Here is a 26,442-nt window from a genome sequence, read left to right as displayed (position 1 = left end):
TCTGCGCCGACCCCTAGTCCCAGGCGGCGGAGTCCTGGAGTACGTCGGGAAGCGTGCCGACGACTCCGAGTCGTTGGGTGCATCGGGTCAGAGCGACGTACAAGTCCCGCAGACCGCGCGGGGACTCGATCACGATGCCGTCGGGGTCGACGACCAGGACGGAGTCGAACTCGAGGCCCTTCGCCTCGCGCGCGCTCAGGACCGTGACGCCGGCGAGGTCGGCGACCGCCTCCTGGACGAGTTCGAGCCGGCTGCGGGACGTGATGACGCCGACCTGGCCGTACTGCGTCTCCTCGGCAGCGATCTTGTAGACGTACAGGGCCTGCTCGGCGGCGGGCACGTCCGCGTGCCACGGCTTCACGCCGGTGGACCGGACCGAGCGCGGTGCTCGCGCGGAAGGGTCGACCTCGCGCAGTACGTCCTGAGCGAGATCCATCACCTCGGCCGGGGTGCGGTAGTTCAGCGTGAGCTCGGCCAGTCGCCAGCGATCGCCGAAGGTCTCGCCGAGCGCGGCCGACCAACTCGTCCCGCCACCGATCGCGCCGGTCTGCGCGACGTCGCCGACCACGGTCATCGAGCGCAGCGGGCAGCGGCGCGCGATCGCCCGCCACGCCATCGGGGTCAACTCCTGCGCTTCGTCCACGATCACGTGCCCGTACGTCCACCGCCGGTCGGCCGCTGCGCGGTCCGCGAGCGTGCGGTCGTCGTCCGCCTCGAACCGCTCGGCCAGCATCTCGGCGTCGAGGATGTCTTTCGCGGTCAGAACCTCTGACTCGTCTTCATCGTCGAAGTCGGTCGAGCCGGAACCGGACAGCACGTCCAGCGCCCCCTGCGCGTAGGCGACCGCCCGGGCCCGGGCCGCACGCTCCTTCGCGGCTTCGGTGCCGTCGTCGCCGAGCAACTCCGCGGATTCGTCGAGCAGGGGTACGTCGGACGGACTCCAGTCATCGCCGTACCGCAGGAGGTGCTCGCGGTCGAGTGCGGTCAGTTGCGGTGCTGCCAACGCCAGCCGGTCCTCGTCGCCGTACAGATCCTCGAGGAGTTTCTGCGGACTGAGTAGTGGCCAGAGCTGGTCGAGCAGTGCTTGGACCGCGGGCTCGGCGAGGACTTCCTTGCGCAGTTCCGAGAGCTCGTAGTCGTCGAGCAGGTTCTCGCCGTCGAGTGGATCGGTGCCGATCAGGTCGGAGTACTGGTTCGTCAGGTGGTCGACGATCTCGGTCAGGAAGTAGGGACGGGCCTGGTTGTGGGTGAGGTTCCGGCCCCGGGCGCGCTCGCGGGCCGCGAGGCAGACCTTCGGGTCGAGTTCGAGGTCGGTCCGGTCGACGGTGAGGCGGACCGGGCGGTCCGGGATCCATTGCCGGTCGGCGACCGCCTTGGCGATCACCTCGGCCATCACCACGCGACCCTTCACCTCGGCGCTCTCGGCGGTCTCCGGCCGGGTTGCGGTCAGGCCGGGGTACAGCTCGGCGACGGTGACGAGCCGGACACCGTCCTCACCGAGCGACGGGAGCACCTGGCCGATGAACCGCAGGAACGCCGCATTCGGCCCGACGACCAGAATTCCGCGCTTTTCCAGTTGCTCTCGATGGGTGTAAAGCAGAAATGCGGCCCGGTGCAACGCGATCGCGGTCTTGCCGGTGCCGGGACCGCCCTGGACGACCAGGATTCCGGGCAGCTCGGAGCGGATGATCCGGTCCTGATCGGCCTGGATCGTCTGTACGATCGACTCCATCTGGCCGGTCCGCCGGGCCTCCAGTGCCTTCAGCAGAACGGCCTCGCCGATCACGCCGGTCCCGAGCTTGGACGCGTCCGCCGCATCCCGCTCCAGATCGAGTTGCTCGTCCTGGACGTCGACCACGTTCCGCAGCCGGGTCTGGATGTGCCGGCGCCGGACGACGCCATGGTTCGCCACCGCGGTCGCGATGTAGAACGGCCGTGCGGCGGGTGCACGCCAGTCGACCAGGAGGGGTTCGTAGTCCGCGTCGTGCAGGCCGATCCGGCCGATGTGCAGGATCTCGCCGTCGGCGGCGTCGAGACGGCCGAAGTACAGGCCCTCCTCGGCGGCGTTCAGCCGGGCCTGGCGGAGCTTGAGGTCGCGGATCCGGCCGTCACGCAGGTGCAGGGCCTGGGCGTTGCGGGTCTGGACCAGTTGCTCGTCCCGGGAACGCTCCTCCGTGCGCTCGCGCTCGGCATCCAGCGCGGCGTAGAACGTGGTCAGGTGCGCCTGTTCGGCGTGGACCGGATTCGGCAATTCCAACCCCTCGTGGTAAAATTCATCGCCTTGGCTCCCAGAATGGTTTTCTGCATTTCTGGTCGCAGCCACAAATCCTTGAGTTTATCCGCTGTCAGAGGATTTCTGTACTGCGGTCTGTCCCCGGATCCACCCGGTGGGGCACGATCTGAGGATGGTGTCCCACTACATCGTCCCGCCGTACCTGCTCGAGCAACTCGAGCGCACCGTGGACGACCCCAACCTCCGCGCCAGGTATCGCCAGTCGCTGCAGCACGACGCCGTACTGCGAACACGTCCCGCGGCCGGCCTCGGCCGGGCGACCGCGGAAGGTGGTCTGCGCCGCGAGGTGTACGACGCGGAGCACGGCACGAACCTGCCCGGCAGCCCGGTCCGCGCCGAGGGTGAGGATCCCGTCGAGGACCTGGCCGTGAACCAGGCGTACGACGGGACCGGCGCGACCTGGACGATGTTCAACGAGTGCTTCGGCCGCGACTCGGTCGACGGCGAAGGTCTCGTGCTGACGTCGACGGTGCACTACGACCGCGGGTACGCGAACGCCTTCTGGGACGGTGCACAGATGGTCTTCGGCGACGGGGACGGGGAGATCTTCGGCAACTTCACCGGCTCGATCGACGTCACCGGCCACGAGCTCACCCACGGTGTCACGCAGTACACCGCGAACCTCTCCTACGAAGGCCAATCCGGCGCGCTGAACGAGAGCATCTCCGACGTCTTCGGCTCACTCGCCAAGCAGCACGCGCTCGGCCAGAGCACCGAAGAGGCCGACTGGCTGATCGGGGCCGGCCTGTTCATGCCCGGCATCCGGGGCGACGCACTGCGGTCGATGAAGGCACCGGGCACGGCGTACGACGACCCGCGGCTCGGCAAGGACCCGCAGCCGGACCACATGTCGGGCTACATCGAGACCGAGGACGACAACGGCGGCGTCCACCTCAACTCCGGCATCCCGAACCGCGCGTTCTACCTCACCGCGGCCGAGATCGGCGGCAACGCGTACGACGACGCCGGCAAGATCTGGTACACCACGCTGACCTCCGGCACGCTCTCCGAATCCGCCACCTTCGCCGAGTTCGCCGAAGCGACGCAGGCGAGCGCGCGGAACCTGTACGGCGAGGACTCGACCCAACTGGCCGCCGTCACCCACGCCTGGCAAACCGTCGGCGTTCTCCCCACCGACCAACCAACCACCGGTCAACCCGACGCCACCGGCCAGCCTGATGCGACCGGTCAGCCTGATGCGACCGGTCAGCCTGATCTCATGACTGCTGCCCAGACCGAACTGCAGCCCAGCACCCCACCCTCGCTGCCGCCCCGTTCCGAGAAGGGCGGTTCGTCCAGCGAGAAGTCGACCGACTGACAATGCGGAGCCGGCTCTGGCGTCTCTCGACGGGTGATGAGACAGCGTTTGACCTCAAGTCTTGTTGAGGTACTAGCGTCGTTCGCGTGACTGTTCACCCGCTGCGGCTCGCGCTGCTGACGCGCAACGTGGACGCAGGGCGGTTCGGAACGCTGGTGACGCGGTGGTTCGCCCGCGAGTGCGAGCGGAGTGACGAGTTCAAGCTCGACCTGATAGACCTCAGCGCTGTTCCGCTCGCGGGATTGCCGGCGCGGATCGAGGACGCGGACGCAGTGGTGATCGTCACAGCCGAGTACAACCACGCGTATCCGGGCGACTTGAAGACCGCGATCGACGCCGTCCGCCGGCCCTGGTACGGCAAGCCGATCGCCTTCGTCGTGTACGGCGGCCGGTCCGGCGGACTGCGCGCGGCCGAACAGCTCCGGCTGGTTTTCGCCGAGCTTCATGCGATCACCATTCGCGACACCCTCGGCTTCCACGAGGACGACTTCACGCCGGCCGGCGAGCCGATCGATCCGACGACACCGGGCGCGGCCGCAGCACTGCTCCACCAGCTCGCCTGGTGGGCCCGCCCACTGCGAGACGCTCGCGCCCAGACGCCGTACCCGGATTGAGCGGATCCCAGGCACTCACCAACCACGGTCTGGTCGCTCGCTCCACGCTCAGCGCGTGGTTGCGACGCCAGTTGATGAGTGCTGGCGGTCCGCCCCGGAATAGGCCGGGGCCGGGCGCGGTTGCTGATTGAACGTGACAGCCGAAACGATGCCCCTGTCCGTGCTCGACCTCTCGCCGGTGCCGACGGGATCGCGGCCGTCGCAGGCGCTGCACGAGACACTCGAGCTGGCCCGCACCGCCGAGGCCGCCGGATACCACCGCTACTGGCTGGCGGAGCACCACAACATCCCCAGCGTCGTCAGCACGAGCCCCGAGGTGATGATCGCGGCCGTCGCCGCCGCCACCTCGAGCATCCGGGTCGGCTCCGGCGGCATCATGCTGCCGAACCACTCACCGCTCAAGGTCGCCGAGACGTTCCGCGTCCTGGCCGGCCTGTACCCCGATCGCATCGACCTCGGCATCGGCCGCGCGCCCGGCTGTGATCAGCGCACCGCGCTCGCCCTGCGCCGCAGCCGGGAGACGCTCGGCGCCGACGACTTCCCCGAGCAGTACGCCGAACTCCGCGCGTACGCCGAGGGCTTCCCGAGCGGCCACCCGTTCGCCCCGATCTCCGCCCAACCGGACGACGTCCCGCTGCCGCCGGTGTGGATCCTCGGCTCCAGCACGTACGGCGGCCAGGCGGCAGCCGCCCTCGGGACCGGGTTCGCGTACGCCGGTCACTTCGGGACTCTGGACCCGGCCGGCGTCATCGCGTCGTACCGCGAGAACTTCCAGCCCTCGGATCACCAGACGTCGCCGCACGCGATCCTCGCCCTGGCTGCGATCGTGTCCGACACCGAGGAGCGCGCCCAGCAACTGGCCCGCGCCAACGCCCTCTCCATGCTCCGCCTCCGCTCCGGCCGCCCGGGCCCACTCCCGTCCCCCGAGGAAGCCGAGTCCTACCCCTGGTCCGAAGGCGAACTGGCCGCCGTCGAAGAATGGTCCGGCCTGGTCTCCGTAGGCACCCCCGACCAGGTAGCCGCCGACCTTCTTCACCGAGCCAAGTCCGCCGGCGCCGACGAGTTGATCATCACCACCAACATCCACAACCCGGCCGAACGCCGCCGCTCCTTCCAGCTCCTGGCCCAGGAGTGGGGCCTGAAGCCCCGCTAGCCACCAGCACCCCGGACGTGCTCGAAGATCAGGCTGGTCTCGGCGTGCACAACCGCCGGGTCGGCGGTCAAATGGTCCAGGACGAATTCACGCAGCGCGTCCGGTGAGGCGGCTGATACGTGCAGCAGGTAGTCGTTGGCGCCGCTGACGTGGAAGAGGGACAACACCCCGGGTAGGCCGGGGACTTTGCCGCGGAAGCGGTTGATCTCGTCGCGGGAGTGAGCGCCGATGCGGATCGCGATCAGGGCCTGAAGCGGCTGGCCCAGCGCGGCCAGGTCCACGTCGGCGTGGAAGCCGCGAATCACCCCGCGCTCGCGCAGGGAACGCACCCGGGTCAGGCAGGTGGACGGTGCGATGCCGGTCGCCTCGGCAAGGGCGTTGTTCGGCATCCGGCCGTCGGCGGTGAGCAGCCGGACCAGTTCCCGATCCACCTCGTCGAGCCCGCCAGACCCTGCGCCTGGAACTGGCCGCGGGGCCGGTCCCGGCGTCCGACGATCCTTCGGCATGGCACCACTGTAGAGCGCGTCCACAGAATCCACAGCGTGTGGATGAGCCTGTGGATGAACTTTCTTCGGAACTCTTGCACTCTCTCCGCAGAAGATTCCATCCTCAGCCTCGACCGCCAGCTGTGGAGGAGGCCACCGATGACCCAGCTCGACACCCGGTCCGTGCACGCCGGCCGCGACGACCTGACCGCGCTCGGCGTCCACGTCCCGCCGATCGACCTGTCCACGACCTACCCGCTCCCCGACGTCGGCACCGGCGGAACGTCGTACGACGAACTCACGCAAGGCCACGGCCCGGACGGCGGCAGCCTCGTCTACCAACGCTTGTGGAACCCGACCGTCGCCCGCTTCGAGGGCGCTCTTGCGGAGCTCGAGCACACCGACGGCGCCGTCGCGTTCGGCTCCGGCATGGCCGCGCTCACCGCCTGTCTGCTCGCCGCTGTCGCCGCGGGCCGCCCGCACGTGGTCGCCGTACGGCCGCTGTACGGCGGGACCGACCACCTGTTATCCACAGGCCTGCTGGGGACAACGGTCACCTGGGCTGAAGTCACCGAGGTCGCCTCAGCCGTTCGGGCGGACACCGGGCTCGTCATCGTGGAGACGCCGGCCAACCCGACGCTGGAGTTGGTGGACATCGCGGCCGTGGTCGCGGCAGCGGGCGACGTACCGGTGCTGGTGGACAACACCTTCGCTACCCCGGTCCTCCAGCAGCCGGCTCGGCACGGGGCGAGCCTGGTGTTGCACTCGGCAACCAAATACCTCGGCGGGCACGGCGACGTCATGGGCGGCGTGGTCGCGGCCGGCGTGGAGTGGGTCGGCCGGCTCCGGCAGATCCGCGCAGTGACTGGTGGCCTGCTGCACCCGTTGGCGGCGTACGAACTGCACAGGGGACTGCAGACGCTGCCAGTGCGAGTACGGGCGCAGCAGGCGACCGCCATCAAGGTCGCCGACTGGCTCTCCGCCCAGGCCGCCATCGAGCAGGTGTACTACCCCGGGCTGACCGATTCCCAGGCCCTGATCGGCCGGCAACAGTCAGGCCCCGGCGCCATCCTCGCCTTCACGCTGACCGGCGGCTACGAGGCGGCCGCTCATGTAGCCGGCGCCCTGAAGCTGATCACCCACGCCGTGTCATTGGGCGGCGTAGACACCCTGATCCAGCACCCCGCCGCCCTGACCCACCGCCTGGTCACCCCCGAGGCCAAGCCCAGCGAAGGCCTCCTCCGCCTAAGCCTCGGCCTCGAAGACCCCGAAGACCTCACCACCGACCTATCCCAAGCCCTCACCCAGCTCTGAAGACCACCTTGGGCACGGGCCAACCATTTTCGGCGCCGAAATCTGGTTGGCCGGTGCCCAAGGTGGGGGGAAACGTTAGGTGGCGACGGCTACGGGGCGGGTGAGGACTCGGTCGATGATGCCGTAGTCGCGGGCTGCGTCCGGGGTGAACCAGCGGTCCCGGTCGAAGTCCGTGGTGATGGTGTCGAGGGGCTGGCCGGTGCGGTCGGCGATCAGCTGGGCGAGGTCCTCACGCGCCTTGATCGCCTGTTCGGCCTGCACCTTGATGTCGCTCGCCGTACCGCCCATCCCGCCCGTCGGCTGGTGCATCATGATCCGCGCGTGCGGCAGTGCGTACCGCTTCCCCGGCGTACCGCAGGTCAGCAGCACCTGCCCCATCGACGCGACCATCCCCATCGCGTACGTCGCCACGTCGTTGCTGATGAAGCTCATCGTGTCGTAGATCGCCAGCCCGGCCGACACCGAGCCGCCGGGGGAGTTGATGTAGAGCGAGATGTCCGCCTTCGGGTCCTCGGCGTTCAGCAGGATCAGCTGCGCGCACAGCGCGTTGGCGTTCTCGTCCTTGATCTCGTCGCCGAGGACGAGGATGCGCTGCCAGAGCAGGCGCTCGTAGATGTGACGGTCCAGGTTGTTCGGTAGCTCGCTCATGGTCTCCAGCGTGTGGGTGAGCGTCCGGAAACGGTCAGGAATCTGCCCGTGGCAGATCTGCCCGCCGCAGACCCCGCCGGGATGGCACACTCGTTACAGGACATCAGGAGGCGAGGAGGGCCAGACGTGTTGCTACGCCAGGTGATCGGGAACGTCTTCCGCCGGTTGCGGCGCGAGCGGGGGATCACCCTGCGCGAGCTCGCCGAGCTGGCTCAGGTATCGGTTCCCTACCTGTCCGAGATCGAGCGCGGCCGCAAGGAGCCGTCCTCGGAGATCCTCGCCGCGATCTGCCGCGCCCTGGAGCTCGAGCTGACCGACCTGCTGGCCGAGGTGCAGTTCGACCTCGCCACCGCGGTCCGCTCCACGCTGCCGGTCCGCCTCCAGACGGCGGCGATCCGGGTCCAGCAGGCGCCCCAGCGCATCGCATCGTCCCCGCACGCGTACTCCGGCACTGCCCAGGCGTTCGCCCTGGTCGCTTAGTTGGCGCGCTGGTACAGCAACCCGTCCGCGAGGTCCTGGCGTACGGCGCCCGCACCGGCCGAGGTACTGGCGTTCCACCAGAGCCTCTCCGGCTATCGCCCGACTCCGCTGACGCCTGTCCCGTCGCTGGCGGCTGAGCTGGGTGTCGGCGAAGTCCTGGTGAAGGACGAGTCGCAGCGGCTCGGCCTGCCCGCGTTCAAGGCGCTCGGCGCATGGTGGGCGATCCACCGCACGCTCCAGGACCGCTCTGGCCCGGTGGAGCTCGTCACCGCGACTGACGGCAACCATGGCCGTGCCGTCGCGCGCCGAGCCGCCATGCTCGGTCTGTCGTCGCACGTGTTCGTCCCGGACGTGGTGAGTGAGACAGCGATCGACGCCATCCGCGCCGAGGGTGCCACGGTGACCGTCGTACCCGACTCGTACGACGCCGCGGTCGCCGAGGCAGCGTCGTACGCGACAGATACCCGCCTGCTGATCCAGGACTCGGCGTGGCCTGGCTATGAGGTGGTGCCGCAGCACATCGTCGACGGCTACTCGACTCTGTTCCGGGAGATCGACGTACGGCCCGATCTGGTCGTCGTACCGATGGGTGTGGGATCTATAGCGCAGGCGGCCGTCACGCACTACCGCAGCGGGTCGATCACCCCAGCGCTCCTCGGTGTGGAGCCCGCCAGCGCCTCCTGCGTCACCACCAGCCTCCTGGCCGGCGAGTTGGTCACAGTGCCGACCGGCAAGACCGCCATGGCCGGCCTGAACTGCGGTACGCCGTCCACCCTCGCCTGGCCCGTACTGCGCTCAGGACTCGACTACTCGGTCACAGTCGACGACGAGGCGGCGCTCGAAGCCACCGCCGACCTCGGAGCCGCCGGAATCTCCTCAGGTCCCAGCGGAGCCGCCACCCTGGCCGGACTCCGAGCCGCCCGGGACCGCCTGGACCTGAATCCCGGCAGCACAGTCATCCTGATCAGCACGGAAGCGGCCCTCCCATAAATCAGGTCCGGTCGCAGAGCGATCGCGCCTAGCCTGACCGGATGCCGAACCACGTGAAACGCCGTGATCCGGCGGCAGCAGGGTCGATACCGGCGGTGCTGAAGATGTTCGAGTCCGAGGTGCGGTTCTACCGGGAGATTGCGCCGGTCGTCGGCGTCCGCGTGCCGGCCTGCTACCAGGCCGAGGAGAACGCGGACGGGACCCGGCTGGTGCTGGAGGATCTGTCCGCCTGGACGCCCGGCGCAGAGCCGGCGGTGGGCGCCGCGGCGATGCGAGACCTGCATGATCGATGGGTCGGCCGCGCTCACCTGCAGTGGCCCTGGCTGCGGCCGCTCGGAGCCGGTGAGGACCTGGTGGCCGACCTGTTCGATCGGACCTGGCCGGAACTAGCCGCGCGGTCGGATGTGTCGGCACCGGTGCGCGAGGTGGGGGAACGGCTCGTCGGGCACGTCGTGGACGCTGAGCGCGATATTGCGCGAGCCGGTGACCTGACCATGGCTCACGGCGACGCCTCGGCCCAGAACCTGCGGACCGGTCCGGGCGGTGAGGTCGCGTTCCTGGATTGGGAAGACGTCTCGGCGGCACCAGGCGTACTGGATCTCGCCTGGTGGCTGGTGTCGTCTGTGCAGCCGGAGCGGTGGAGCGAGGCCGTGGACGCGTACGGCACGAGCCAGGGACTCGTCGAGGTCATGCCGTCGACGATGGTGCAGGGCTACCTCACCATGGCGGACTATCCGGACGGCTCCGAGGTCGCTGCGGCTTGGAACGCCCGCCTGGAAGCGGCCTCGGCCTTGCTGGCAGCAGGACGCCTGTGACTGTGCACTGCGAGGTGCGGTTCCCGGTTGACGACCGCGACCTGTCCACACTTCACGCGCTGGCGTTCGAGAGTGTTCTCGAGGTGCAGCAGTGGGCGGAGCGGTTGGAGCGGTGGGCGCTGACGTGGGTGGGGGCCTTTAGCAACGATCAGCTGGTCGGGTTCGTGCAGGTGTGCTGGGACGGCGGTGCCCACGCGTTCGTGCTGGACACCGCCGTTCATCCTGACTACGGCCGGCAGGGCATCGGCAAGCAGCTCGTCCTGACCGCGGCGGAGGAGGCGAAGGCTGCCGGATGTGAGTGGCTGCACGTCGACTACGAGCCGCATCTGACCGGCTTCTACGTGGACGCGTGCGGCTTCCGTCCGACGGATGCCGGGCTGCTCAAACTCCGATAGCTGTCAGGCGCTCGGTCGAGATGCAGGAGGTCAGGCAGCGCTCCTTCTGGTCGCCCAGCAGGTCAGCGGTCCACCGGGTGAACCCGCCGTCACCCAGGCCCTCCCCGTCACGGTCGATGCCGAGCGCCGTACCGAAGTAGTAGTTGGCGCTCTTGGTGCGTGCCGTGTCCTCGGTGAAGGCGATCTTCAGCGCGGGGCGGACCGTGTCGTCGATCCGCTCGCGGACCGCCGACGGCGTGAACATCGTGAAGGTGAGCTCGGCGGTGTCTCCCAGGACGTCATGCCAGAAGTTCAGGTGATCGATCAGCAGCGCGGCCTCGGTCCGTCCCGAGCCGCTGTCTCGCGCGCTCGACACCAAACCGAACAGCTCGAAGTGCGCGGTCATCCCCGGCCCGTCGAACGGTTGTGCGCGAACGACCCGCTGGCACGCGGCCAGGTCGACCCGATCCTGCCCGGCACGACGCCGTACGGCGGCCTCGATCGCGAGCTCGTTGGTCGGGTCGCTGGCGACCTCGGTGCCGCGGATCGTGCCCACCACCTGGTTCTGGTTGATGGTCGCGACCGCCGAACACGTCCCGAGCGGTGTCACCGGGGACAGCTCGACACCTTCGAACCGCGCCGGCAGCCGTTCCCACAGCCGCTGCCGGGTCTTCACCAACTGCCGCGGGTCGGCGGGCGACGGTCGCACGAAACGGTCCTGCTGCCACCGCTGCAGCAACCTGGCCGGCGTCACCTTGGCGGCGCGTTCGCGGCTCACGTCCAGCAGCACCGACTGCAGTTCGGACGCACTCAACCCGTTGACGAGGGCGTCCCGGCTACCTGCCGGCAGCTTCGCCCAGAACCGCTCGATGGCATCGCTCATCGCCCTACTGTGACGGACTCCCCACTGTCGGCGCTCGTCAATTACGCCTGTACCTACTAGTATGTTCGGGACTCGACCGAGAGGGTGTGCCGTGGACGCGATGCAGTACGAGATCACCTTGCCGACCGACTACGACATGGGGATCATCCGGCGCCGGGTGGAGACGAACGCGCCCAGGCTGGACGACTTCGAGGGCATGGGACTCAAGGCGTACCTGATCCAGGACCGGGCGAACGGCGCGATGGTCAACCAGTACGCGCCCTTCTACCTGTGGAACGACCAGGCCGGGATGGCCAAGTTCCTGTGGGGCGGCGGATTCTTCAGCGGGATCTGTACGTCCTTCGGGCGGCCTCCGGTTCGGCACTGGGCCGGGGTTGACGTGCTCGCGGGTCCGGATCTGGATCAGCCGGCGCTGAGCGCGACCAAGCACACGCAACTGCTGGAGCCCGACGTGGACCCGGCCGAGCCGATCGCGGCGGCGGTGGAGACGCTGCAGCGCACCGCTTCGCTGGACGGGGTCCACACCGCCGCGTTGGCCGTGGATACGTCTCGCTGGGAGCTCGTCCACTTCACCTTGTGGAGCGGACCCGAGCCCGGTGCGGTGCCGGGGACGCGGTATCAGGTGCTGCACTTATCCACACCCGGCACAAAAGAACTGCTGGGGCGCTGAAATCGCCGTATCTTCTTGGACATGAGATACCCGAGCCCGCACCTTTGACGCCCTGACCGCCCTGACCGCCTGCCGCGCGGTCTGTCCACACGCATCGTCGCCTACGAGGCGCTGCACGACTTCATCCCGCTGTATCCGCTGTACCAGTTGCTGTTCGCCGATCACGGATTGTCGGCGGCCCAGATCTCGACGCTGTTCGTCATTTGGTCGACGACCGCGTTCGTCCTCGAGGTGCCGTCGGGCGCTTGGGCGGACACGTACTCCCGGCGCACGCTGCTGGTCCTCGGCGCACTGCTCAGCGGGCTTGGGTATGCCGCGTGGATCACGCTGCCGTCGTTCACCGGTTTCGCGCTCGGCTTCGTCCTGTGGGGCACGTCGTCGGCGCTGATCTCCGGCACCTTCGAAGCCTTCGTGTACGACGAACTCGCGGCGCGCGACCGCACCGACCGCTACGCGAGCCTCCTCGGCCGGGCCAGGTCCGCGTCGTTCGTGATGAACCTCGCGGCTACTGCGTTGGCCACCCCGTTGTTCAACCTCGGCGGCTACACACTCGCCGGCGTCGTCAGCGTGCTCAGCTGCCTGGTGCAGGCGGCGGTGGCGTTGTCGCTTCCCGAAGCCCAGCCGGTGGAGACCGCCAGAGATTCGGATGAGCCGGGGTCGAGGGCGGCGTTCACCAACTACCTCCACATGCTGCACTCCGGCGTGACGGAGGTGCTGACCAGCCGGCTGGTCAGACGAGCTGTTGCCTTGGTTGCGCTGCTCGGGGGCTTCCTGGCGTTCGACGAGTACTTCCCGTTGCTCGCCCGGGAGGCCGGTGCCACGACCAGCGCGATCCCGCTGCTGATCGCCGGAACCGTGGCAGCACAGGCGATCGGGGGTGCGCTCGCGGGACCGGCGTACAAGTTGCCAGCGGCAACCTTCGCGGTGGGGTTGGCGGCGACGGCGGTGCTGATCGCGGCCGGGTCGCTGAGCCGGTCGGCCTGGGGGTTCCTGCCCATCGCGGTTGGTTACGGCCTCATGCAGCTGGTGATCGTGGTGTCGGAGTCCCGGCTGCAGGACGCGATCACCGGTCCGGCCCGTGCCACCGTGACGTCGGTCTCGGGCTTGTTCGCCGAGGTCTTCGCAGTCGCGGTGTACGCGGGGTTCGCAGTGGGTTCGATCTGGTTCCCGATGTCGATCCTGGTTGCTGCGCTGACGATCCCGGTCGTGCTGACGGCGCTCGTCGTACCGTTCGCGCTGCCGCCGCCAGGCGGTGCGGCGCCTGACAATTCGGTGTCCACCGAAGTGAAGGAGATCTAGTGTCACCAGCATGAGGAAACAAGGGCTGCTGGCCGGCGGCGCGGCCGCGGTAACGGTGGTGTTGTGGGCATCGGCGTTCGTCGCGATCCGCCATGTCGGTCAGGAGTTCTCGGCCGGCGCCCTGTCCCTGGGCAGGCTGCTGGTCGGGAGTGTGCTGCTCGGCATCTTCGTGTTCACCCGGCCGCGTCACTGGCCGGCGAAGGCGGACTGGAAGTTCCTGCTGATCTGCGGCCTGCTCTGGTTCGGTGTCTACAACCTCGCGCTGAACGAGGCCGAGCACCGGCTCGACGCCGGGACGACGGCGATGCTCGTGAACATCGGCCCGCTGCTGATCGCACTGCTGGCCGGCGTACTGCTTCACGAGAGCTTCCCGCGTCAGTTGGTGTTCGGCAGCGTCGCGGCGTTCGGTGGTGTCGTCCTGATCGGGCTGTCGTCCTCCTCGGGGAGCGCCGAGACCTGGGGTGTCCTGCTCTGCCTGGTGGCCGCGGCCGCCTACGCCATCGGGGTCGTGTCGCAGAAGCCACTGCTTGCTCGGCTGCCTGCGCTCGAGGTGACCTGGCTGTCATGCCTGATCGGCGCGATCGCGTGCTTGCCATTCGCGCCGACGCTGGTCCGGGAGACCGCCGACGCGCGGCCGTCGACCATCTGGTGGGTGGTCTTCCTCGGTGCGTTCCCCACCGCGATCGCGTTCACCACGTGGGCCTACGCGTTGGCACGGACGACGGCCGGTCGGATGGGCGCGACGACGTACCTGGTGCCGCCGTTGACGATCTTCCTCGGGTGGCTCCTGCTCGACGAGAGTCCGGCGCCGCTGGCCTACCTCGGTGGGCTGCTCTGCCTGATCGGCGTCGCGATCTCGCGCTACCGGCGGCGGACCGTGGCCCCGATACCGGCGGTCACGGTGGACAGTCCGGATTCGAAGCCGCTGTCGAAGTCGTAGGCAAGACCTTCGGGGCCGAGCTCCTGGACGATGCGGGTGAGGATCGGCGCCTTGCCCGCGGGCAGCCCCTCGACGCGGGTGAGCAGATCGGGAGCCAACTCGAAGGTGTCGGCGCGGACCGACGCCTCGCCCAGGCTGAATCCGTGGATGAAGTCGATGAGCGTGTTCGCCGACTCGAAGATTTGTCGCGGTGACAGGCCGGCCCGGTCGAGCGCGCGGTAGAACGGCTCCATCGTGACCACCACGACGTCCGACACCGCCGAGGTGTCCGACAGCACCTGCAGTGCGAGGTTCGGGTGCGCCCGGAGCGCGTTGCGATAGGCCCGCGCCGCGTCCTTCAACTGCTCGTCCCACGGCACGGCATCGCCCGGGTCCGGGTACTCGAGGCCAGCGAAGACCAGCTCGGCCAGCCCTGCCAGAACGGCGGCCTTGTTCGGCAGGTGGTGGTAGAGCGACATCGGGTTGACCTCGAGGATCGCGGCGAGGCGGCGCATGGTCAGCGCGTCGATCCCTTCGTCGTCGACGATCCGCAGTGCTGCGGTCAGGATCGCCTCCCGGCTCAACCGCTCCTCCCCGGCCCGGGGTCGCCCGGAGCGGTTGCCAGCCTTAACCATACGTCGTATGGTACATAACCATACAGCGTATGGAAAAGGAGTGTGGGCATGAAGCCGTTGGCGGGGAAGGTGGCGCTGGTGGCCGGGGCGACCCGGGCGGCCGGGCGGGGGATCGCGGTCGAGCTCGGCGCCGCCGGTGCGACCGTGTACGTGACCGGCCGCAGCACCCGGGCCGCTCGGTCCGAGATGGACCGGCCGGAGACGATCGAGGACACCACGGAGCTCGTCGACGCCGCCGGCGGCCGCGGCATCGCCGTACCGGTGGATCATCTGGACCCGCAGCAGGTCCGCGACCTGATCGATCGGATCGAGCGCGAGCAGGGCTCGCTGCACATCCTGGTGAACGACATCTGGGGTCAGCACGGCGAGCCCGAGTGGGACAAGACCGTGTGGGAGAGCGACCTCGAGGGTGGTCTGCGGTTGCTGCAGTTGGGCATTCATACGCATGCGATCACCAGTCACTACGCGCTGCCGCTGCTGATCAAGTCACCCGGCGGCCTCGTCATCGAGATGACCGATGGGACGAACGACTACAACGCCGACCACTACCGGGTGTCGTTCTTCTACGACGTTGCGAAGGGCGCCGTCAGCCGGATGGCGTTCGCGCTCGCCCGCGAACTCGACCAGTACGACGCGACCGCCGTACTGCTCACACCTGGCTGGCTGCGGTCCGAGGCGATGCTCCACGGGTTCGGCGTGACCGAGGCGAACTGGCGCGACGCGACCGAGCGGATCCCACACTTCGCGATCTCCGAGAGCCCGTCGTACGTCGGCCGCGCGGTGGCGGCCCTCGCCGCGGATCCCGATGTACGCCGGTGGAACGGCAAGTCCACGTCCAGCGGTGAACTCGCCCAGCTCTACGGTTTCACCGACCTCGACGGCAGCCGCCCGGACGCCTGGCGCTACATCGTCGAGGTGCAGGACCCCGGAAAACCCGCAGACACCACCGGCTACCGCTGACGCCTACAGCTTGTACGGCGGGCACACCACATCGCCGGCGCCCGCCGAGGCGACCGGCCGAGCATCACCCGACAGTGCCGCGTGCGGATGCGATGTGGCGAGCGGGATCCCGAGAGCGGCCGCCATCGCGAGCACCTCCCGTCGCGACGTCACGGCCACTGCCGGATCCCGCTCGTGCACATAGGTGAGCTCCGGCCACCGAGCCTGCGCCGGATGCACCAGCACATCGCCACCAAGCACCGCCCGCGAGGTCACCACCGACTGATGCCCAGGCGTATGCCCCGGCGTCGGCACCAACCGCATCCCATGCAGCGCGATCTCCCCATCCACCACCCGCAACTGCCCCGCGTCCACGATCGGCCGAATCATCCGCTCGTACGTCGCCCCGCCCCGGACGTGCTCGACCTCATCCCGCTGCACCACATACTCCGCATTCCGAAACCGCGGCACCGACCCATCCGCACTCCACCCGACATGATCGAGATGCACATGCGTCAACACCACCGCGTCAACCTCATCAGCCCGAACCCCAGCCACCTCCAGCAACCCAGGCAACCGCCCCACCACCCCCAACCACTCAGCCGCCTCCCCACCCGCCGGCCCCACTCCCGCATCCACCAACACAACCCCCGCATCCCCAGTCACCAAGAAGCTGTGAAAATGCAGCAACCACCCCGCCTCACAAACGTTCCCCGGCACTACTCCAGCGGTCCACTCAGCATGCTCCGCACCCCACTCCGGCAACGCCTCCTCGACGTCTTCCGGAAACACCGCCACCGCATCACACAGCACCGTCACGTCCACCCGGAACCTCCTCTCAACCCGACCCACGGCTGCTCGGCCAACCAGCCGCTGGGGAAGCCAAGCTCTTGAATCCGACGTCCGCAGGCAGGGATCTCGTGGTTGATCAGCTGTCCGACCCTCGCAACCCACCGCGGACCTTGTCCGATTCGGGCCAGCAGGAATGCGACGATGCACAGCGTCGAATAGATCCGGAAGTGCGACACGTGACGATCGGTCAGATGCCATAGGTCGGGGATCGAGCGCAGATGGCGCGGCGCGATCTGATCGGCGAGATTCCTGTTCCACAGGCGAGAATGGTGGGCGCAGACGTTGCGGATGTAGTTGAGGACTCGCAACCAGTTGGCCAAGGCGCCGCCGTTGCCGTCATCGTGCCGGTCCAGGATCCCGAGCCTGGCAGCGATCTCGTTGCGGTCCTGTGCTTTCAGCCCCTGGAACAGGTAGCTCATCGAGCCGAAATCCAGAATCTCGGTCATCACCCACACTGGGAGCCGGCCGTCGTACTTGTGCTGGAAGTGCAGTACGAAATCCTCCGACGACCTGCGTTGTGCCGTCAGCACCTTGTGCAGCCATCGGTCATAGGTGCTTGGCCGTCCGCCGCCCGACTGGGTGAAGCGGCCGTCGAGGTTTCGTCCGTCGAGATGTGCGTAGGCGCCGCGCCGTCCGAGCGTGAAACCGATCATGACCCGAACCCCGATCTCAATGCGCTCGAGAGCGTCGAGGACGTGCAGTTTCAGCCGGCGATCAGCGTCGTACAACTGCACGATCTGCCGGAAGGTGGTGCCTTCGACGAACTCGTCGGCACGGTTCGCGCCGTCCAGTCGGCGGCGGTAGGAGTACCAGTAGCCACTGAGGCGGTAGTACCCGACGACGCTCAGCAGGTGCTCCGCTTCGGCTTCGTCGTCGATGATCAGTCCCCTGCTCTTCAGTAGCCCGACTTGGTCGGCGAAGGCGAGATGAGGCTTGGTGTAGGTAGTCACGGAAGTCCCCCAGGGAAAAGAAAACCAGCCCGTGCCCTGAGGGGCAGAGGGGCTGGCCGTGTTACCGACAAGAATACATCGATCGCCTGCCCCGCCTGATCTGAAACCTCGCGCCTGTGGATATCAGGGCAGGAGCATCCAGGTTGCCAGGGCGGTCATGAGGAGGGCGATGGCGGAGTCGAGGAGTTGCCAGGCGCGGGGGCGGGCGAAGATCGGGGAGAGGTTGCGGGAGAAGAAGCCCAGGGCGAAGAACCAGGTGAAGCTGGCGGTGACGGCGCCGAGGCCGTAGAGCCAGCGGCCGTCGGTGCCACGTTGGTTGGCGAGGGAGCCGAGAAGGACCACGGTGTCGAGGTAGACGTGCGGGTTGAGGTAGGTGAAGCCGAGGCAGGTCAGTACGACGCTGCGCAATGCGGCGGGGGCGTGGTCGGCGGGGCTGATGGATCCCGGGTTGAGTGCTCGCCGAGCAGCGAAGACGGCGTACGTGTAGAGGAAGGCGGCGCCGCCGTACTTCGCGAGGTCGAGGGCCAACTGGCTGCGGGTGAGCAGCGCGCCGAGGCCGGCGATGCCGCTGGAGATGAGGAGCGCATCTGACAGTGCGCAGGTGAGGACCACCGGCAGGACGTGTTCACGGCGGAGGCCCTGACGGAGCACGAAGGCGTTCTGGGCGCCGATCGCGACGATCAGGGTCAAGGACGTGGCAAAGCCGGCCAGGAGGGGCATGCCTCGACGGTAGGCAGCAGCAGTCCGGTCAAACCAGCTAAAGATTCTGAAGCACCATTAGGATTGCTTCATCATGCAGTTCGACTCCGCCCAGCTCGAGACGTTCGCGGCTGTCGTCGACGAAGGTAGTTTCGACGCGGCCGCGAAGCGCCTGCGGCTCACGCCCTCCGCGGTCAGCCAGCGGATCAAGGCGCTGGAGAGCCGCCTCGGCCAGGTCGCGGTGATGCGGGGCAAGCCCGCGAAACCGACCGAAGCCGGCGAGGCGCTGCTCCGGCTCGCCCGCCAGGTCGCGTTGCTCGAACTGGAGGCGATCGCGGCCATCCGTGGCACCGTTGACGCACTCCGGCTCCCGATCGCGGTGAACGCGGACTCGCTCAACAACTGGTTCCTGCCGGCGATGCTCGACCTGTCCCAGAACCACGACGCCAGGTTCCTGGTCCACCAGGAGGACGAGGAACACTCCGCCGAGTTCCTCCGCAACGGCACGGTCCTGGCCGCGGTCACGGCCGATCCGCGGCCCGTCCGGGGTTGCCGCGTCGTACCGCTCGGCAAGATGCGGTATCTACCGGTCGCCACACCGGAGTACGCCGAACGCTGGCTGACTGGCAAACCACTTCCGGACGCGCTGGCCGAGGCTCCGATGATGGTGTTCAACGCCAAGGACGTGCTGCAGCACCGCCTGATCCGCAAGGTCACCCGGCGGAAGCTCGACCCACCGACGCATGCGGTCCCGGCGCCCGGCGCGTTCCATCAGGCGGTCAGGATCGGTCTCGGCTGGGGCATGATCGAGGACGAGGTCGCCGAACCCGAGCTGGCCGCCGGCCGCCTGGTAGATGTTGCCCCAGGCAAGTACATCGACGTGCCGCTGTACTGGCAGCACTGGAAGCTCGAGTCCGGCATCCTCGACGCGCTCACGGCCGCGGTGCTGCGGGCCGCTACGGCTGGTCTTCGTACGTCCTGAGCTCGATCGCGTTGCCCACCGTCAGCGGCTCGAGGGCTGGTCCCAGCGCAGCGCCATCGGGTTGTCCGGCGGGATGAAACCCGCGGACATCAGCTTGGCGCTGAGTGGGTGCACCAGGTCGTGCAGCTCGGCGGTCAGGTCGTCGCCCAGAGCTCGCCAACCCTGGTCGGCCAGCCGATCCGTGGTGTCTTCGACCTCCTGCCTCAAGGCTCGTCCGCCGTCGGTGAGCGCGCCCGTGGAGTTGAGCAGGCCGCGACCACGCAGGTCGTCCTCGGCAGCGGCCCAGTCCTCGTCGCTCCAGCGCCGGTTGACCTGGAAGACCTCCTTCGACGGCCCGCCGGCGGCTGAGATCGTCAGACACGCCTGGCATGGGCTCAAGCCCGCGGCGACGAGCGCCGCGACATGACCGTCGCCGCGAGACTCCCGCAGGATCGTGGTTGCCTGCCACAACACCAGATGCGGTTCGTCCGGCCACTCCAGCGCGGCGTTGGCCGCTGCCATCGGTCGCCCGCTGACAGGCGCCAGTTCGGCCGCCTGACGAGCAACATCGGCCGCGCGGTGGAACGACGTCCCTGGAAAGAGGCGTCGTACGGCGTTGTCCACCGCCTGCAACCGTGCGTCGAGCAACTGTGCGGGTGTCGCGTGGTCCCACGCGTCCGGCAGAGCGCGCGCCACCATCGCCGGATGGAAGCTGTAGAACACGGCGGCGACGAGGTCAGGGCCGACCGGGCCGAGCGGTGCTGCCCGGCAGCCGAAGTAGCTCATCCAGCCACCCTTCAGGCCGAGTGCGTCGGTCGCCTGCTTGGTGTCGGGGGAGAAGTATGTGATCGCGTGATACGGCTCGAGCGCCTTCCACATCCGCCGAGCCCGGCTGTCCGTCATGGCAGTGGGCGGTACATGACGTGGAGGCCGACGTACCCGAGTTTGGGGTGGTCGAACGCCTCGGGGACGGTGCCGGCGATGCGGAAGCCCAGTGACTGCCAGAGGTGCACGGCCGGCTCGTTGGTCTCCACCACCGCGTTGAACTGGATCGACCGAAAGCCCGAGCGCTCGGCCCACGCGATCATGTCCTCGCACAGCAGCCGCCCGACTCCCTTGCCACGGGCCGCGCCGTCGACCATGAAGCTCGCGCTCGCGACGTGCGCGCCGGGGCCTGGGCGGTTCGGGTACATGTTGGCGCTGCCGAGAACGGTGCCGTCGGCATCGACCGCGACCGTGGTCCGGCTCAGCGCCGCACTCGACGGTGACATCCAGAGCACCCGCGCCTGCTCCTCGGTCAGCTCCGGGTCGTAGGTATACGTCTCCCGCGCGGCCACAATCTCGTGGAAGAAGGGCCAGATGGCCGCCCAGTCATCGGCGGTCGCGATTCTGATCTGCACAGACATGATGCGAGAAGCATCACCCGTGGATCTCCGGTTGCCAAGCGCATTCCCGATAGACTGCCTGAGGATGACAAACACCGTGATCCAGGGGCTGCCGCGCTGGAGTCTGGCCGTGCCCCCGCTCGCCTTCGTCGTCCTGCTGCTGACCTGGCATCGTCACCTGGGCGTGGCGCTGCTGATCCTGGTCTGCGCCGGTCTCGGCGCGGCGGTGATCGCCGCCGTCCACCATGCCGAAGTGGTTGCCCATCGGGTCGGCGAACCGTTCGGCACGCTGATCCTCGCGCTCGCCGTGACAGTGATCGAGGTCGCACTGATCGTCACCCTGATGGTGCCCGGTGGCGTGAAGGCCGCCACCCTCGCGCGGGACACCGTGTTCGCCGCGGTGATGATCACCTGCAACGGCATCCTCGGTCTGTCTCTCGTTGTCGGCTCCCTGCGGCACGGCACCCAGGAGTTCCGCGTCCGTGCGTCCAGCAGTGCGCTCGCGGTGATGACCGCCCTGGTCACGCTGAGCCTGGTGCTGCCGACGTTCACCACGAGCGCGCCCGGTCCGCAGTTCAGTCCGGCCCAGCTGGCGTTCGCCGGGGTGACGTCGTTGGTGATGTACGGCGTGTTCGTCTTCGTGCAGACCGTTCGGCATCGGGACTATTTCCTCCCGGTCCCGTCGTCGGATGAGGTCGAGGAGGACGAGGACGGCACGCACGCGACGGCGCCGAGTGGACAGGTCGCGCTGCTCAGCCTCGGGCTGCTGTTCGTCTGCCTCATCTCGGTGGTCGGTCTGGCCAAGACGGTGTCGCCCAGCCTGGAGTCGGCGGTGGAATCGGCCGGCGCACCGGTGGCCGTCGTCGGTGTCGCGATCGCGTTGCTGGTCCTGCTCCCGGAGACGGCTGCCGCAGTCCGCGCCGCACTGCGCAACCGCCTCCAGAACAGCTTCAACCTCGCCCTCGGGTCAGCCCTCGCGAGCATCGGCCTGACCATCCCGGCGATCGCGGTCGCGTCCATCTGGCTGAGCGGACCGCTCGTGCTGGGTCTCGGTGGCACGGAGATGGTGCTGTTCGCACTCACGGTCGTGACCAGCATCCTCACCCTCGCCACCGGCCGGGCCACCCTGCTTCAGGGTGCCGTCCACATGATGGTGTTCAGCGCGTTCATCTTCCTCGCGATAAGCCCCTGAGGTAGTCGGCGACCGCCTGCTGCTGACCGTGTTCGGCCCAGCCCAGCGCGTTCCCGCCGTACGACGGATCCCGCAGCTCGGGATCGGCCCCGAGCTCGACCAGCTTCTTGACCGTGTCCAGGTGGCCGTGGATCGCGGCCTGATGGATCGGTGCGGACAGCGCGACGACATTCAGGTCGAAGCCGAGGCGCCGCAGTGGCTCCAGTGCCTCCGATCGGCCGATCTCGGCGGCGCGGATCGGAAGGTACGGGTTGCGCCGGATCGCCCGTGCGACCAGCTCGGGGCCGGCCGCCGGCGTCTCGCCGCGCATGATCGCGGCGAAGAGTTGGTGGACCTCGTCCACCGGCGCCGCACCACGCGCGCGGAGCAGGTCGGCGATCTCGGTGTATCCCAGGACGGTGGCGAACTCGTACGCGCGATGACCGTGGAAACCGGGATGCCGGGTGCCACGCCCGTCCGGATCGGTGCCTTGGGCAAGGACCAGCTCGACCCGATGCAGCAGGCCCGCGGATGACGCGAACACCAGCTCGTCCTCCAGCAGCTCCCGTGGCGTCGGGTGGGCGGTCGTCATCCGCTCGTGCCACGGACCACCATCCCCCCGGCCGAGCCCGTACTCGAGCAGGAGCTCCAGGTGCACATCGTCGTACGGCGGGGGACACCCGGGACCGCAGTTGTACATGGTCTGGCTGTCGTTCGGATCGGCGCCGGCGTCAAGCAGGAGCCGGGCGAGCTCGACCCGGTCGCGATGCGGCGGCTGGTCGCCCTCACCTCGGCCGAACGCGCCGGTCAATGCGGTGAACGGCGACGGCATGCCCTGCCACAGATAGCCCGCGTTCGGGTCGGCGCCGTGCTCGAGGAACAGTCTCGCGATGTCCACTTGATGCGGCACGTCGAGCCGCCCGTACGTGATGTAGAGCAACGGCTGCCAGCGGTAGGGGCCACCTTCTTCCCTTGCCTGCCAGGGATCCGCGGCGAGCACCTCGCGGACAGCGTCCAACTCGCCGGCCACCGCCAGCGTATAGATGTTGCTCCGGGCAACATCTGGGAACTGCTCCAGCAACTGCTCCGCGGACCGCTGCCGGGCCGGGTCGTCCTGCCCGTAATGCAGTGTCGAGAGTCGCAGGAACTCGTCGGCGCGTTGCTCCGGGGTGTCGAGCGGTCCACCGATCTCCTGGCGGTGGGGGGAGCGGCTGTACTGGTCGACCAGCTCCAGATGCCGGACGATCCGGGGCCAGCTGGGGAAGCCGTAACTGCGGGCGATCACCAGCTGGGCATCGGCCAGAGACTGCACTGGATGGAATTCGGCGGCGAGCGCCACGGCGTCCGGGTCGGCATCACGGACCTGCTTGAGCAGCGTCTTCGCCTGCTTGCGCAGGTGGTCCAGGTGCGGGTCGTTCGGAAGATTCCGGGTCGGCATCGCGACCTCCTCTCTACGAGCCTGCTGTCCGCGTCGTCAGGCGAGAAAGGAGGTGAACACAGCTCACGCAGCTTCGTGAACAGGTGGGCTGAGCCCTTCCCGCGGACCGGTGGCACCCTGCATGCCTACCCGGAAGCCTAACCGACTAAGGCTTTTCCATCCACCATTCGACGAACTCATGGGCCCGATCGTGGTCCAGCCGGATCACCCACAGGTTGCTGAACTCGCCCGGCGGATCGGTCAGGTACGTCGTCCAGCCGCGCACGAACCCGACTCCGTCGCCGAAGCCGAGCACCTCGTACTCGAACACTGTCTCGCCCGGAGCGTCCGCGACCTCCAGCCAGGCCTGCACGATCGCATCCCGGCCCAGCACCGGCTCCTCGTCGGGTCGCCGATACCACGCGGCGTCCTCGGTCCACAGCGCGGCGATGTCAGTCGGGTCGTTGCTCTCCCAGGCCTTCCGGTACTTCGCGACCCACTTGTCGAGGCTCTTCTCCCGCATAGGTCATCGGATCCGTCGGTGCTGGAGGACGACGGCGGCCGGCGTGGCGAGGACCTCGGGGTGCTTGCGCGGATCCGCGTCGTACGTGACGAGGTTGCCGTCGCCGGACAGACCGAGGAAGTCCTGTGCTCCGGTGGATGCGGCCACGAGCGCCTGATCGACCGTCAGGCCGTGCTTCACCAGCAAGTCGATCTCGCCGGCCACGGTCCCGACCACGTCCGACCCGGTCAGCACCCGAACGCCGTACCGATCGGCGAGCTGGAGCATCGACGAGAGGTACTCCGACCTGGCCTGGCGCCGCTTGTCCTGCTCCGGCGTGGCGTCCGGCCTTGGCCCGACGGATGCGCACAGTGTCGGCGTCCACGCGCCGGCTCGGGCGCCGAGTGTCTCCAGGTCCTGTTCGGTGATCGACGTACCGTGCTCGATCGAGTCGACCCCGACGCGGACCAGGTCGCTGACGATCTCGGTGTTGGTGTGCGCCGCGACCCGGGCGCCGCGGGAGTGCGCGAGTTGAACCACGGCTTCGACCAGTGCGGTCTGGTAGGTCTGCTCCATCGGGCTGTCCCGGATCGGGCCGTCCGGGCCGACGGCCGGGAAGTCGCCGATGAGCTTCACCCAGGTCGCACCGTCGTCCAGCTCGGCGCCGACCGCGGCCAGCAGGTCCTCCGGCTGCACCGGCTCATGCATGCGCGGGAAGTACCGCCCGGGTGGCGCCAGGAACCGTCCGGCCGCCAGGACGACCGGCCGGCTGTCGTCCTGGATGCCCGCCAGCTTCAGAGTGACCGTCCGGTCGCCGCCGACATCACGCACTGCGCTCACCCCGGCGGCGGCGAGTTCCTCGAGCCGCTCGGCCGCGAAGTCGGACCCGAACAACCGGGGCCCGAGGTCGTCGGTCCCGACGGTCAGGTGACAGTGCGAGTCCACCAGCCCCGGTACGCCGAACCGCCCGGGCAGCACGTCCGCGGCACCGGACCGGCCGAACTCGAGCCGGGCGGTGTCGCCGGCCGGCAGGACGGTCCCTTCGAACACCCAGGTCGTCATGGTGGTCATCCTGCCGCACCGGAGATCCACGTCACATCAGCGGCTACTTGAACATGTTCAAAAGAGCGACGTACGCTCGCCGCGAGACAGAGTTGAACGTGTTCAAGAAGTGGGGACGAGATGACCATGACCGTGACGACCTACCTGATCTACCTGCTGATCGCGGTGCCGCTGACGATCTGGGTGGCCCGGACGCTGAGCCGGAACGGACGGATCTTCCTGGTCGACGTGTTCCACGGCAACGAGGACTTCGCCGACGCGGTGAACCGGCTGCTCGTGGTCGGCTTCTACCTGGTCAACCTGGGATTCGTGACGCTGTTCCTGCGCGCCGACAAGGTCGTCGTCGACGCCCGCGGAGTCTTCGACCAGCTGAGCGTGAAGCTCGGGTTCGTGATGCTCGTGCTCGGCGGGCTGCACCTGACGAATGTCTGGATCTTCAACAAGATCCGCAACCGCAGCCAGCTCCACGGTATGGCCACACCGCCGGTCCCGCCGAACGACGTTGTCCCGATCGCCGCCGAGCAGCCGATGCCGTACGGCTACTGAGCCATGCGTGAGCTGACTGTTCTGTACGACGCGCACTGTCCACTCTGCCGCCGGTTCAAGGACTGGCTGGCGGCGCAGCGGCCGGCCACGAACGGGCAGGGCGGGGTAGTGCGTCTGCGGTTCGTCGCGGCGGGGTCGACGTACGCGCGGGCGCTCTACCCCGGGCTGGATCACGAGGCGACGCTGCGCGAGGTGACCGTGGTCGCCGACGACGGGTCCGTGTACGTCGGCGACCGTGCGTGGATCGTGTGCCTGTGGGCCACGTGGGAGCACAGGCACACCGCCGTACGGCTGGCGAGTCCCTCGCTGCGGCCGGTGGCGCGGGCGATCGTCCAGGCGGCCGCCGGATTGCGGAGCTGGACCAGTGTGCGCGGTGGGGGTGACTACGCTGACGGATGTGACGGACAGTGCGACCGCCAAGGGTGAGCAGACTCGGGAGCTGATCCTGTCCACGGCGCTGCGGTTGTTCCGCGAGCAGGGGTACGGGAAGACGACGATGCGGGCGATCGCCACCGAGGCGGGCGTCTCGGTCGGCAACGCGTACTACTACTACGGCTCCAAAGAGCATCTGATGCAGGCGTACTACGACCACCTGCAGGAGCAGCACCGCGAGGCCGTCGAGTCGATTCTGGAGTCGGAGAAGGCATTCGTGCCGCGGATGACCGGCGTACTGCGGACCTGGCTCGACGTGGCCGCGCCGTACCACGAGTTCGCCGGCACCTTCTTCAAGACGGCGGCCGATCCGAAGAGTCCGCTCTCGCCGTTCAGCGCGGAGTCCCGGCCGGCGCGAGAGGCAAGCGTCGACGTCTTCCGCCGGGTCGTCGAGGGTTCTGACCTGAAGCTCCCAGCCGACCTGAAGGCGGAACTACCCGAACTCCTGTGGCTCATGGAGATGGGCATCGTGCTCTTCTGGGTCCACGACGACAGCGAGGACCTACGCCGTACCAAAGCCCTGATCGACCGCTCAGTCCCCCTGGTCGACCGCCTGCTCCGCCTGACCCGCATCCCGGGCGTCCGCGGAGTCGTGAACGACATCGTCGGCCTGATCCGTGCGATCCGCCCGTGAGA

Annotated in this window: 30 protein-coding genes; 17 read left to right on the top strand and 13 right to left on the bottom strand. The window is 68.5% G+C overall.

Annotation, left to right across the window (positions count from 1 at the left end; all coding sequences use genetic code 11):
* Positions 1-13: 13 nt before the first annotated feature.
* A complete protein-coding gene (locus tag OG555_RS12345) occupies positions 14-2,251 on the bottom strand; it encodes a HelD family protein (protein WP_329482975.1) in 2,238 nt (745 codons plus the stop codon).
* A 154-nt stretch (positions 2,252-2,405) separates the two neighbouring features.
* Between OG555_RS12345 and OG555_RS12340 the strand changes: the two genes are divergently transcribed.
* From OG555_RS12340 to OG555_RS12330, 3 genes are all read left to right on the top strand, one after another.
* A complete protein-coding gene (locus tag OG555_RS12340; protein ID WP_329482974.1) occupies positions 2,406-3,611 on the top strand; it encodes a M4 family metallopeptidase in 1,206 nt (401 codons plus the stop codon).
* An 86-nt stretch (positions 3,612-3,697) separates the two neighbouring features.
* Positions 3,698-4,225, top strand: a complete 528-nt coding sequence (locus OG555_RS12335) for an NADPH-dependent FMN reductase (RefSeq protein ID WP_329482973.1) — start codon at positions 3,698-3,700, stop codon at positions 4,223-4,225.
* 148 nt (positions 4,226-4,373) lie between these two features.
* A complete protein-coding gene (locus OG555_RS12330; RefSeq protein WP_329482972.1) occupies positions 4,374-5,378 on the top strand; it encodes an LLM class flavin-dependent oxidoreductase in 1,005 nt (334 codons plus the stop codon).
* Here the strand turns inward: OG555_RS12330 and OG555_RS12325 are convergent.
* The gene (locus OG555_RS12325) at positions 5,375-5,884 is read right to left on the bottom strand and encodes an Lrp/AsnC family transcriptional regulator (protein WP_329482971.1); all 510 of its coding nucleotides are present in this window, start codon (positions 5,882-5,884) and stop codon (positions 5,375-5,377) included. The genes OG555_RS12330 and OG555_RS12325 overlap by 4 nt on opposite strands.
* Positions 5,885-6,022: 138 nt before the next feature.
* Here OG555_RS12325 and OG555_RS12320 point away from each other — a divergent pair, with 138 nt between their 5' ends.
* Positions 6,023-7,177 (top strand): trans-sulfuration enzyme family protein, encoded by a 1,155-nt coding sequence (locus OG555_RS12320; RefSeq protein WP_329482970.1) that lies wholly within the window; start codon positions 6,023-6,025, stop codon positions 7,175-7,177.
* 75 nt (positions 7,178-7,252) lie between these two features.
* Here the strand turns inward: OG555_RS12320 and OG555_RS12315 are convergent, their stop codons facing one another.
* On the bottom strand, positions 7,253-7,825 hold the full coding sequence (locus tag OG555_RS12315; protein ID WP_329482969.1) for a ClpP family protease: 573 nt from the start codon (positions 7,823-7,825) through the stop codon (positions 7,253-7,255).
* Positions 7,826-7,951: 126 nt separating this feature from the next.
* On the opposite strand from OG555_RS12315, the gene OG555_RS12310 reads away from it, so the two are divergent.
* The 4 genes from OG555_RS12310 to OG555_RS12295 are packed head-to-tail and all read left to right on the top strand — an operon-like array spanning position 7,952 to position 10,505.
* Positions 7,952-8,305, top strand: a complete 354-nt coding sequence (locus OG555_RS12310; protein WP_329482968.1) for a helix-turn-helix domain-containing protein — start codon at positions 7,952-7,954, stop codon at positions 8,303-8,305.
* Entirely contained in the window at positions 8,306-9,295 is a 990-nt protein-coding gene (locus tag OG555_RS12305; RefSeq protein ID WP_329482967.1) for a pyridoxal-phosphate dependent enzyme, read from the top strand. It begins immediately after the preceding gene.
* Positions 9,296-9,336: 41 nt separating this feature from the next.
* Positions 9,337-10,110, top strand: coding sequence for a phosphotransferase family protein (locus OG555_RS12300; RefSeq protein WP_329482966.1), 774 nt, complete (start codon positions 9,337-9,339; stop codon positions 10,108-10,110).
* Positions 10,107-10,505, top strand: coding sequence for a GNAT family N-acetyltransferase (locus OG555_RS12295; protein ID WP_329482965.1), 399 nt, complete (start codon positions 10,107-10,109; stop codon positions 10,503-10,505). Before OG555_RS12300 ends, OG555_RS12295 begins: the two co-directional genes overlap by 4 nt.
* Here OG555_RS12295 and OG555_RS12290 read toward each other — a convergent pair.
* Complete coding sequence (locus OG555_RS12290) at positions 10,492-11,367, bottom strand: hypothetical protein (protein ID WP_329482964.1); 876 nt, start codon at positions 11,365-11,367, stop codon at positions 10,492-10,494. The two genes, OG555_RS12295 and OG555_RS12290, sit on opposite strands and share 14 nt — an antisense overlap.
* Positions 11,368-11,467: 100 nt before the next feature.
* Between OG555_RS12290 and OG555_RS12285 the strand changes: the two genes are divergently transcribed.
* From OG555_RS12285 to OG555_RS12275, 3 genes are all read left to right on the top strand, one after another.
* On the top strand, positions 11,468-12,037 hold the full coding sequence (locus OG555_RS12285) for a DUF4865 family protein (protein WP_329484807.1): 570 nt from the start codon (positions 11,468-11,470) through the stop codon (positions 12,035-12,037).
* Positions 12,038-12,184: 147 nt separating this feature from the next.
* Entirely contained in the window at positions 12,185-13,336 is a 1,152-nt protein-coding gene (locus OG555_RS12280; protein ID WP_329482963.1) for an MFS transporter, read from the top strand.
* A 10-nt stretch (positions 13,337-13,346) separates the two neighbouring features.
* Complete coding sequence (locus OG555_RS12275) at positions 13,347-14,276, top strand: DMT family transporter (RefSeq protein WP_329482962.1); 930 nt, start codon at positions 13,347-13,349, stop codon at positions 14,274-14,276.
* On the opposite strand, the gene OG555_RS12270 is transcribed toward OG555_RS12275, so the two are convergent.
* Entirely contained in the window at positions 14,198-14,890 is a 693-nt protein-coding gene (locus tag OG555_RS12270) for a TetR/AcrR family transcriptional regulator (protein WP_329482961.1), read from the bottom strand. The genes OG555_RS12275 and OG555_RS12270 overlap by 79 nt on opposite strands.
* A 48-nt stretch (positions 14,891-14,938) precedes the next feature.
* Between OG555_RS12270 and OG555_RS12265 the strand changes: the two genes are divergently transcribed.
* The gene (locus tag OG555_RS12265; RefSeq protein ID WP_329482959.1) at positions 14,939-15,850 is read left to right on the top strand and encodes an SDR family oxidoreductase; all 912 of its coding nucleotides are present in this window, start codon (positions 14,939-14,941) and stop codon (positions 15,848-15,850) included.
* A gap of 3 nt (positions 15,851-15,853) precedes the next feature.
* Here the strand turns inward: OG555_RS12265 and OG555_RS12260 are convergent, their stop codons facing one another.
* The 3 genes from OG555_RS12260 to OG555_RS12250 form a co-directional block, all read right to left on the bottom strand.
* Positions 15,854-16,456 carry an MBL fold metallo-hydrolase gene (locus OG555_RS12260; protein WP_329484806.1) on the bottom strand — a complete coding sequence of 201 codons (603 nt, stop codon included), beginning with the start codon at positions 16,454-16,456 and terminating at the stop codon, positions 15,854-15,856.
* A gap of 188 nt (positions 16,457-16,644) precedes the next feature.
* Positions 16,645-17,631, bottom strand: a complete 987-nt coding sequence (locus OG555_RS12255) for an Abi family protein (protein WP_329482958.1) — start codon at positions 17,629-17,631, stop codon at positions 16,645-16,647.
* Positions 17,632-17,754: 123 nt separating this feature from the next.
* Positions 17,755-18,351, bottom strand: coding sequence for a LysE/ArgO family amino acid transporter (locus tag OG555_RS12250; RefSeq protein WP_329482957.1), 597 nt, complete (start codon positions 18,349-18,351; stop codon positions 17,755-17,757).
* Between the two features lie 73 nt (positions 18,352-18,424).
* Between OG555_RS12250 and OG555_RS12245 the strand changes: the two genes are divergently transcribed.
* Positions 18,425-19,312: a LysR family transcriptional regulator ArgP gene (locus OG555_RS12245; RefSeq protein ID WP_329482955.1), complete on the top strand. Its 888-nt coding sequence runs from the start codon at positions 18,425-18,427 to the stop codon at positions 19,310-19,312.
* A 21-nt stretch (positions 19,313-19,333) separates the two neighbouring features.
* On the opposite strand, the gene OG555_RS12240 is transcribed toward OG555_RS12245, so the two are convergent.
* Positions 19,334-20,194, bottom strand: coding sequence for an SCO6745 family protein (locus tag OG555_RS12240; protein WP_329482954.1), 861 nt, complete (start codon positions 20,192-20,194; stop codon positions 19,334-19,336).
* Positions 20,191-20,697, bottom strand: coding sequence for a GNAT family N-acetyltransferase (locus OG555_RS12235; RefSeq protein ID WP_329482953.1), 507 nt, complete (start codon positions 20,695-20,697; stop codon positions 20,191-20,193). The genes OG555_RS12240 and OG555_RS12235 overlap by 4 nt, the downstream gene beginning before the upstream one ends.
* 64 nt (positions 20,698-20,761) lie before the next feature.
* Between OG555_RS12235 and OG555_RS12230 the strand changes: the two genes are divergently transcribed.
* Positions 20,762-21,868, top strand: coding sequence for a calcium:proton antiporter (locus tag OG555_RS12230; protein WP_329482952.1), 1,107 nt, complete (start codon positions 20,762-20,764; stop codon positions 21,866-21,868).
* Here OG555_RS12230 and OG555_RS12225 read toward each other — a convergent pair.
* The 3 genes from OG555_RS12225 to OG555_RS12215 form a co-directional block, all read right to left on the bottom strand.
* Entirely contained in the window at positions 21,843-23,285 is a 1,443-nt protein-coding gene (locus OG555_RS12225; RefSeq protein WP_329482951.1) for an ankyrin repeat domain-containing protein, read from the bottom strand. The genes OG555_RS12230 and OG555_RS12225 overlap by 26 nt on opposite strands.
* 145 nt (positions 23,286-23,430) lie before the next feature.
* Positions 23,431-23,787 (bottom strand): YybH family protein, encoded by a 357-nt coding sequence (locus OG555_RS12220; protein WP_329482950.1) that lies wholly within the window; start codon positions 23,785-23,787, stop codon positions 23,431-23,433.
* 3 nt (positions 23,788-23,790) lie between these two features.
* A complete protein-coding gene (locus OG555_RS12215; RefSeq protein WP_329482949.1) occupies positions 23,791-24,828 on the bottom strand; it encodes an amidohydrolase family protein in 1,038 nt (345 codons plus the stop codon).
* Positions 24,829-24,954: 126 nt separating this feature from the next.
* Between OG555_RS12215 and OG555_RS12210 the strand changes: the two genes are divergently transcribed.
* Genes OG555_RS12210 through OG555_RS12200 form a run of 3 tightly spaced genes read left to right on the top strand, consistent with a single transcriptional unit; the run spans position 24,955 to position 26,440 of the window.
* Positions 24,955-25,374, top strand: coding sequence for a hypothetical protein (locus tag OG555_RS12210; RefSeq protein ID WP_329482948.1), 420 nt, complete (start codon positions 24,955-24,957; stop codon positions 25,372-25,374).
* A gap of 3 nt (positions 25,375-25,377) precedes the next feature.
* Positions 25,378-25,800 carry a thiol-disulfide oxidoreductase DCC family protein gene (locus OG555_RS12205; protein ID WP_329482947.1) on the top strand — a complete coding sequence of 141 codons (423 nt, stop codon included), beginning with the start codon at positions 25,378-25,380 and terminating at the stop codon, positions 25,798-25,800.
* Complete coding sequence (locus OG555_RS12200) at positions 25,772-26,440, top strand: TetR family transcriptional regulator (RefSeq protein ID WP_329482946.1); 669 nt, start codon at positions 25,772-25,774, stop codon at positions 26,438-26,440. The genes OG555_RS12205 and OG555_RS12200 overlap by 29 nt, the downstream gene beginning before the upstream one ends.
* Positions 26,441-26,442 lie beyond the last annotated feature (2 nt).

Source organism: Kribbella sp. NBC_01484 (genome assembly GCF_036227145.1).
Classification (GTDB): Bacteria; Actinomycetota; Actinomycetes; order Propionibacteriales; family Kribbellaceae; genus Kribbella.
Note: the sequence above shows the minus strand (reverse complement) of the source record. Positions and strands in the feature narration are given on the sequence as shown.

Excerpts from the sequence above, each read along its gene's own strand:
- OG555_RS12340 (WP_329482974.1), top strand. The coding sequence starts at position 2,406 with ATGGTGTCCCACTACATCGTCCCGCCGTACCTGCTCGAGCAACTCGAG.
- OG555_RS12330 (WP_329482972.1), top strand. The coding sequence starts at position 4,374 with ATGCCCCTGTCCGTGCTCGACCTCTCGCCGGTGCCGACGGGATCGCGG.
- OG555_RS12325 (WP_329482971.1), bottom strand. The coding sequence starts at position 5,884 with ATGCCGAAGGATCGTCGGACGCCGGGACCGGCCCCGCGGCCAGTTCCA.
- OG555_RS12320 (WP_329482970.1), top strand. The coding sequence starts at position 6,023 with ATGACCCAGCTCGACACCCGGTCCGTGCACGCCGGCCGCGACGACCTG.
- OG555_RS12315 (WP_329482969.1), bottom strand. The coding sequence starts at position 7,825 with ATGAGCGAGCTACCGAACAACCTGGACCGTCACATCTACGAGCGCCTG.
- OG555_RS12300 (WP_329482966.1), top strand. The coding sequence starts at position 9,337 with ATGCCGAACCACGTGAAACGCCGTGATCCGGCGGCAGCAGGGTCGATA.
- OG555_RS12290 (WP_329482964.1), bottom strand. The coding sequence starts at position 11,367 with ATGAGCGATGCCATCGAGCGGTTCTGGGCGAAGCTGCCGGCAGGTAGC.
- OG555_RS12285 (WP_329484807.1), top strand. The coding sequence starts at position 11,468 with ATGCAGTACGAGATCACCTTGCCGACCGACTACGACATGGGGATCATC.
- OG555_RS12275 (WP_329482962.1), top strand. The coding sequence starts at position 13,347 with ATGAGGAAACAAGGGCTGCTGGCCGGCGGCGCGGCCGCGGTAACGGTG.
- OG555_RS12270 (WP_329482961.1), bottom strand. The coding sequence starts at position 14,890 with ATGGTTAAGGCTGGCAACCGCTCCGGGCGACCCCGGGCCGGGGAGGAG.
- OG555_RS12265 (WP_329482959.1), top strand. The coding sequence starts at position 14,939 with ATGAAGCCGTTGGCGGGGAAGGTGGCGCTGGTGGCCGGGGCGACCCGG.
- OG555_RS12250 (WP_329482957.1), bottom strand. The coding sequence starts at position 18,351 with ATGCCCCTCCTGGCCGGCTTTGCCACGTCCTTGACCCTGATCGTCGCG.
- OG555_RS12245 (WP_329482955.1), top strand. The coding sequence starts at position 18,425 with ATGCAGTTCGACTCCGCCCAGCTCGAGACGTTCGCGGCTGTCGTCGAC.
- OG555_RS12240 (WP_329482954.1), bottom strand. The coding sequence starts at position 20,194 with ATGACGGACAGCCGGGCTCGGCGGATGTGGAAGGCGCTCGAGCCGTAT.
- OG555_RS12235 (WP_329482953.1), bottom strand. The coding sequence starts at position 20,697 with ATGTCTGTGCAGATCAGAATCGCGACCGCCGATGACTGGGCGGCCATC.
- OG555_RS12230 (WP_329482952.1), top strand. The coding sequence starts at position 20,762 with ATGACAAACACCGTGATCCAGGGGCTGCCGCGCTGGAGTCTGGCCGTG.
- OG555_RS12225 (WP_329482951.1), bottom strand. The coding sequence starts at position 23,285 with ATGCCGACCCGGAATCTTCCGAACGACCCGCACCTGGACCACCTGCGC.
- OG555_RS12220 (WP_329482950.1), bottom strand. The coding sequence starts at position 23,787 with ATGCGGGAGAAGAGCCTCGACAAGTGGGTCGCGAAGTACCGGAAGGCC.
- OG555_RS12215 (WP_329482949.1), bottom strand. The coding sequence starts at position 24,828 with ATGACGACCTGGGTGTTCGAAGGGACCGTCCTGCCGGCCGGCGACACC.
- OG555_RS12210 (WP_329482948.1), top strand. The coding sequence starts at position 24,955 with ATGACCGTGACGACCTACCTGATCTACCTGCTGATCGCGGTGCCGCTG.
- OG555_RS12205 (WP_329482947.1), top strand. The coding sequence starts at position 25,378 with ATGCGTGAGCTGACTGTTCTGTACGACGCGCACTGTCCACTCTGCCGC.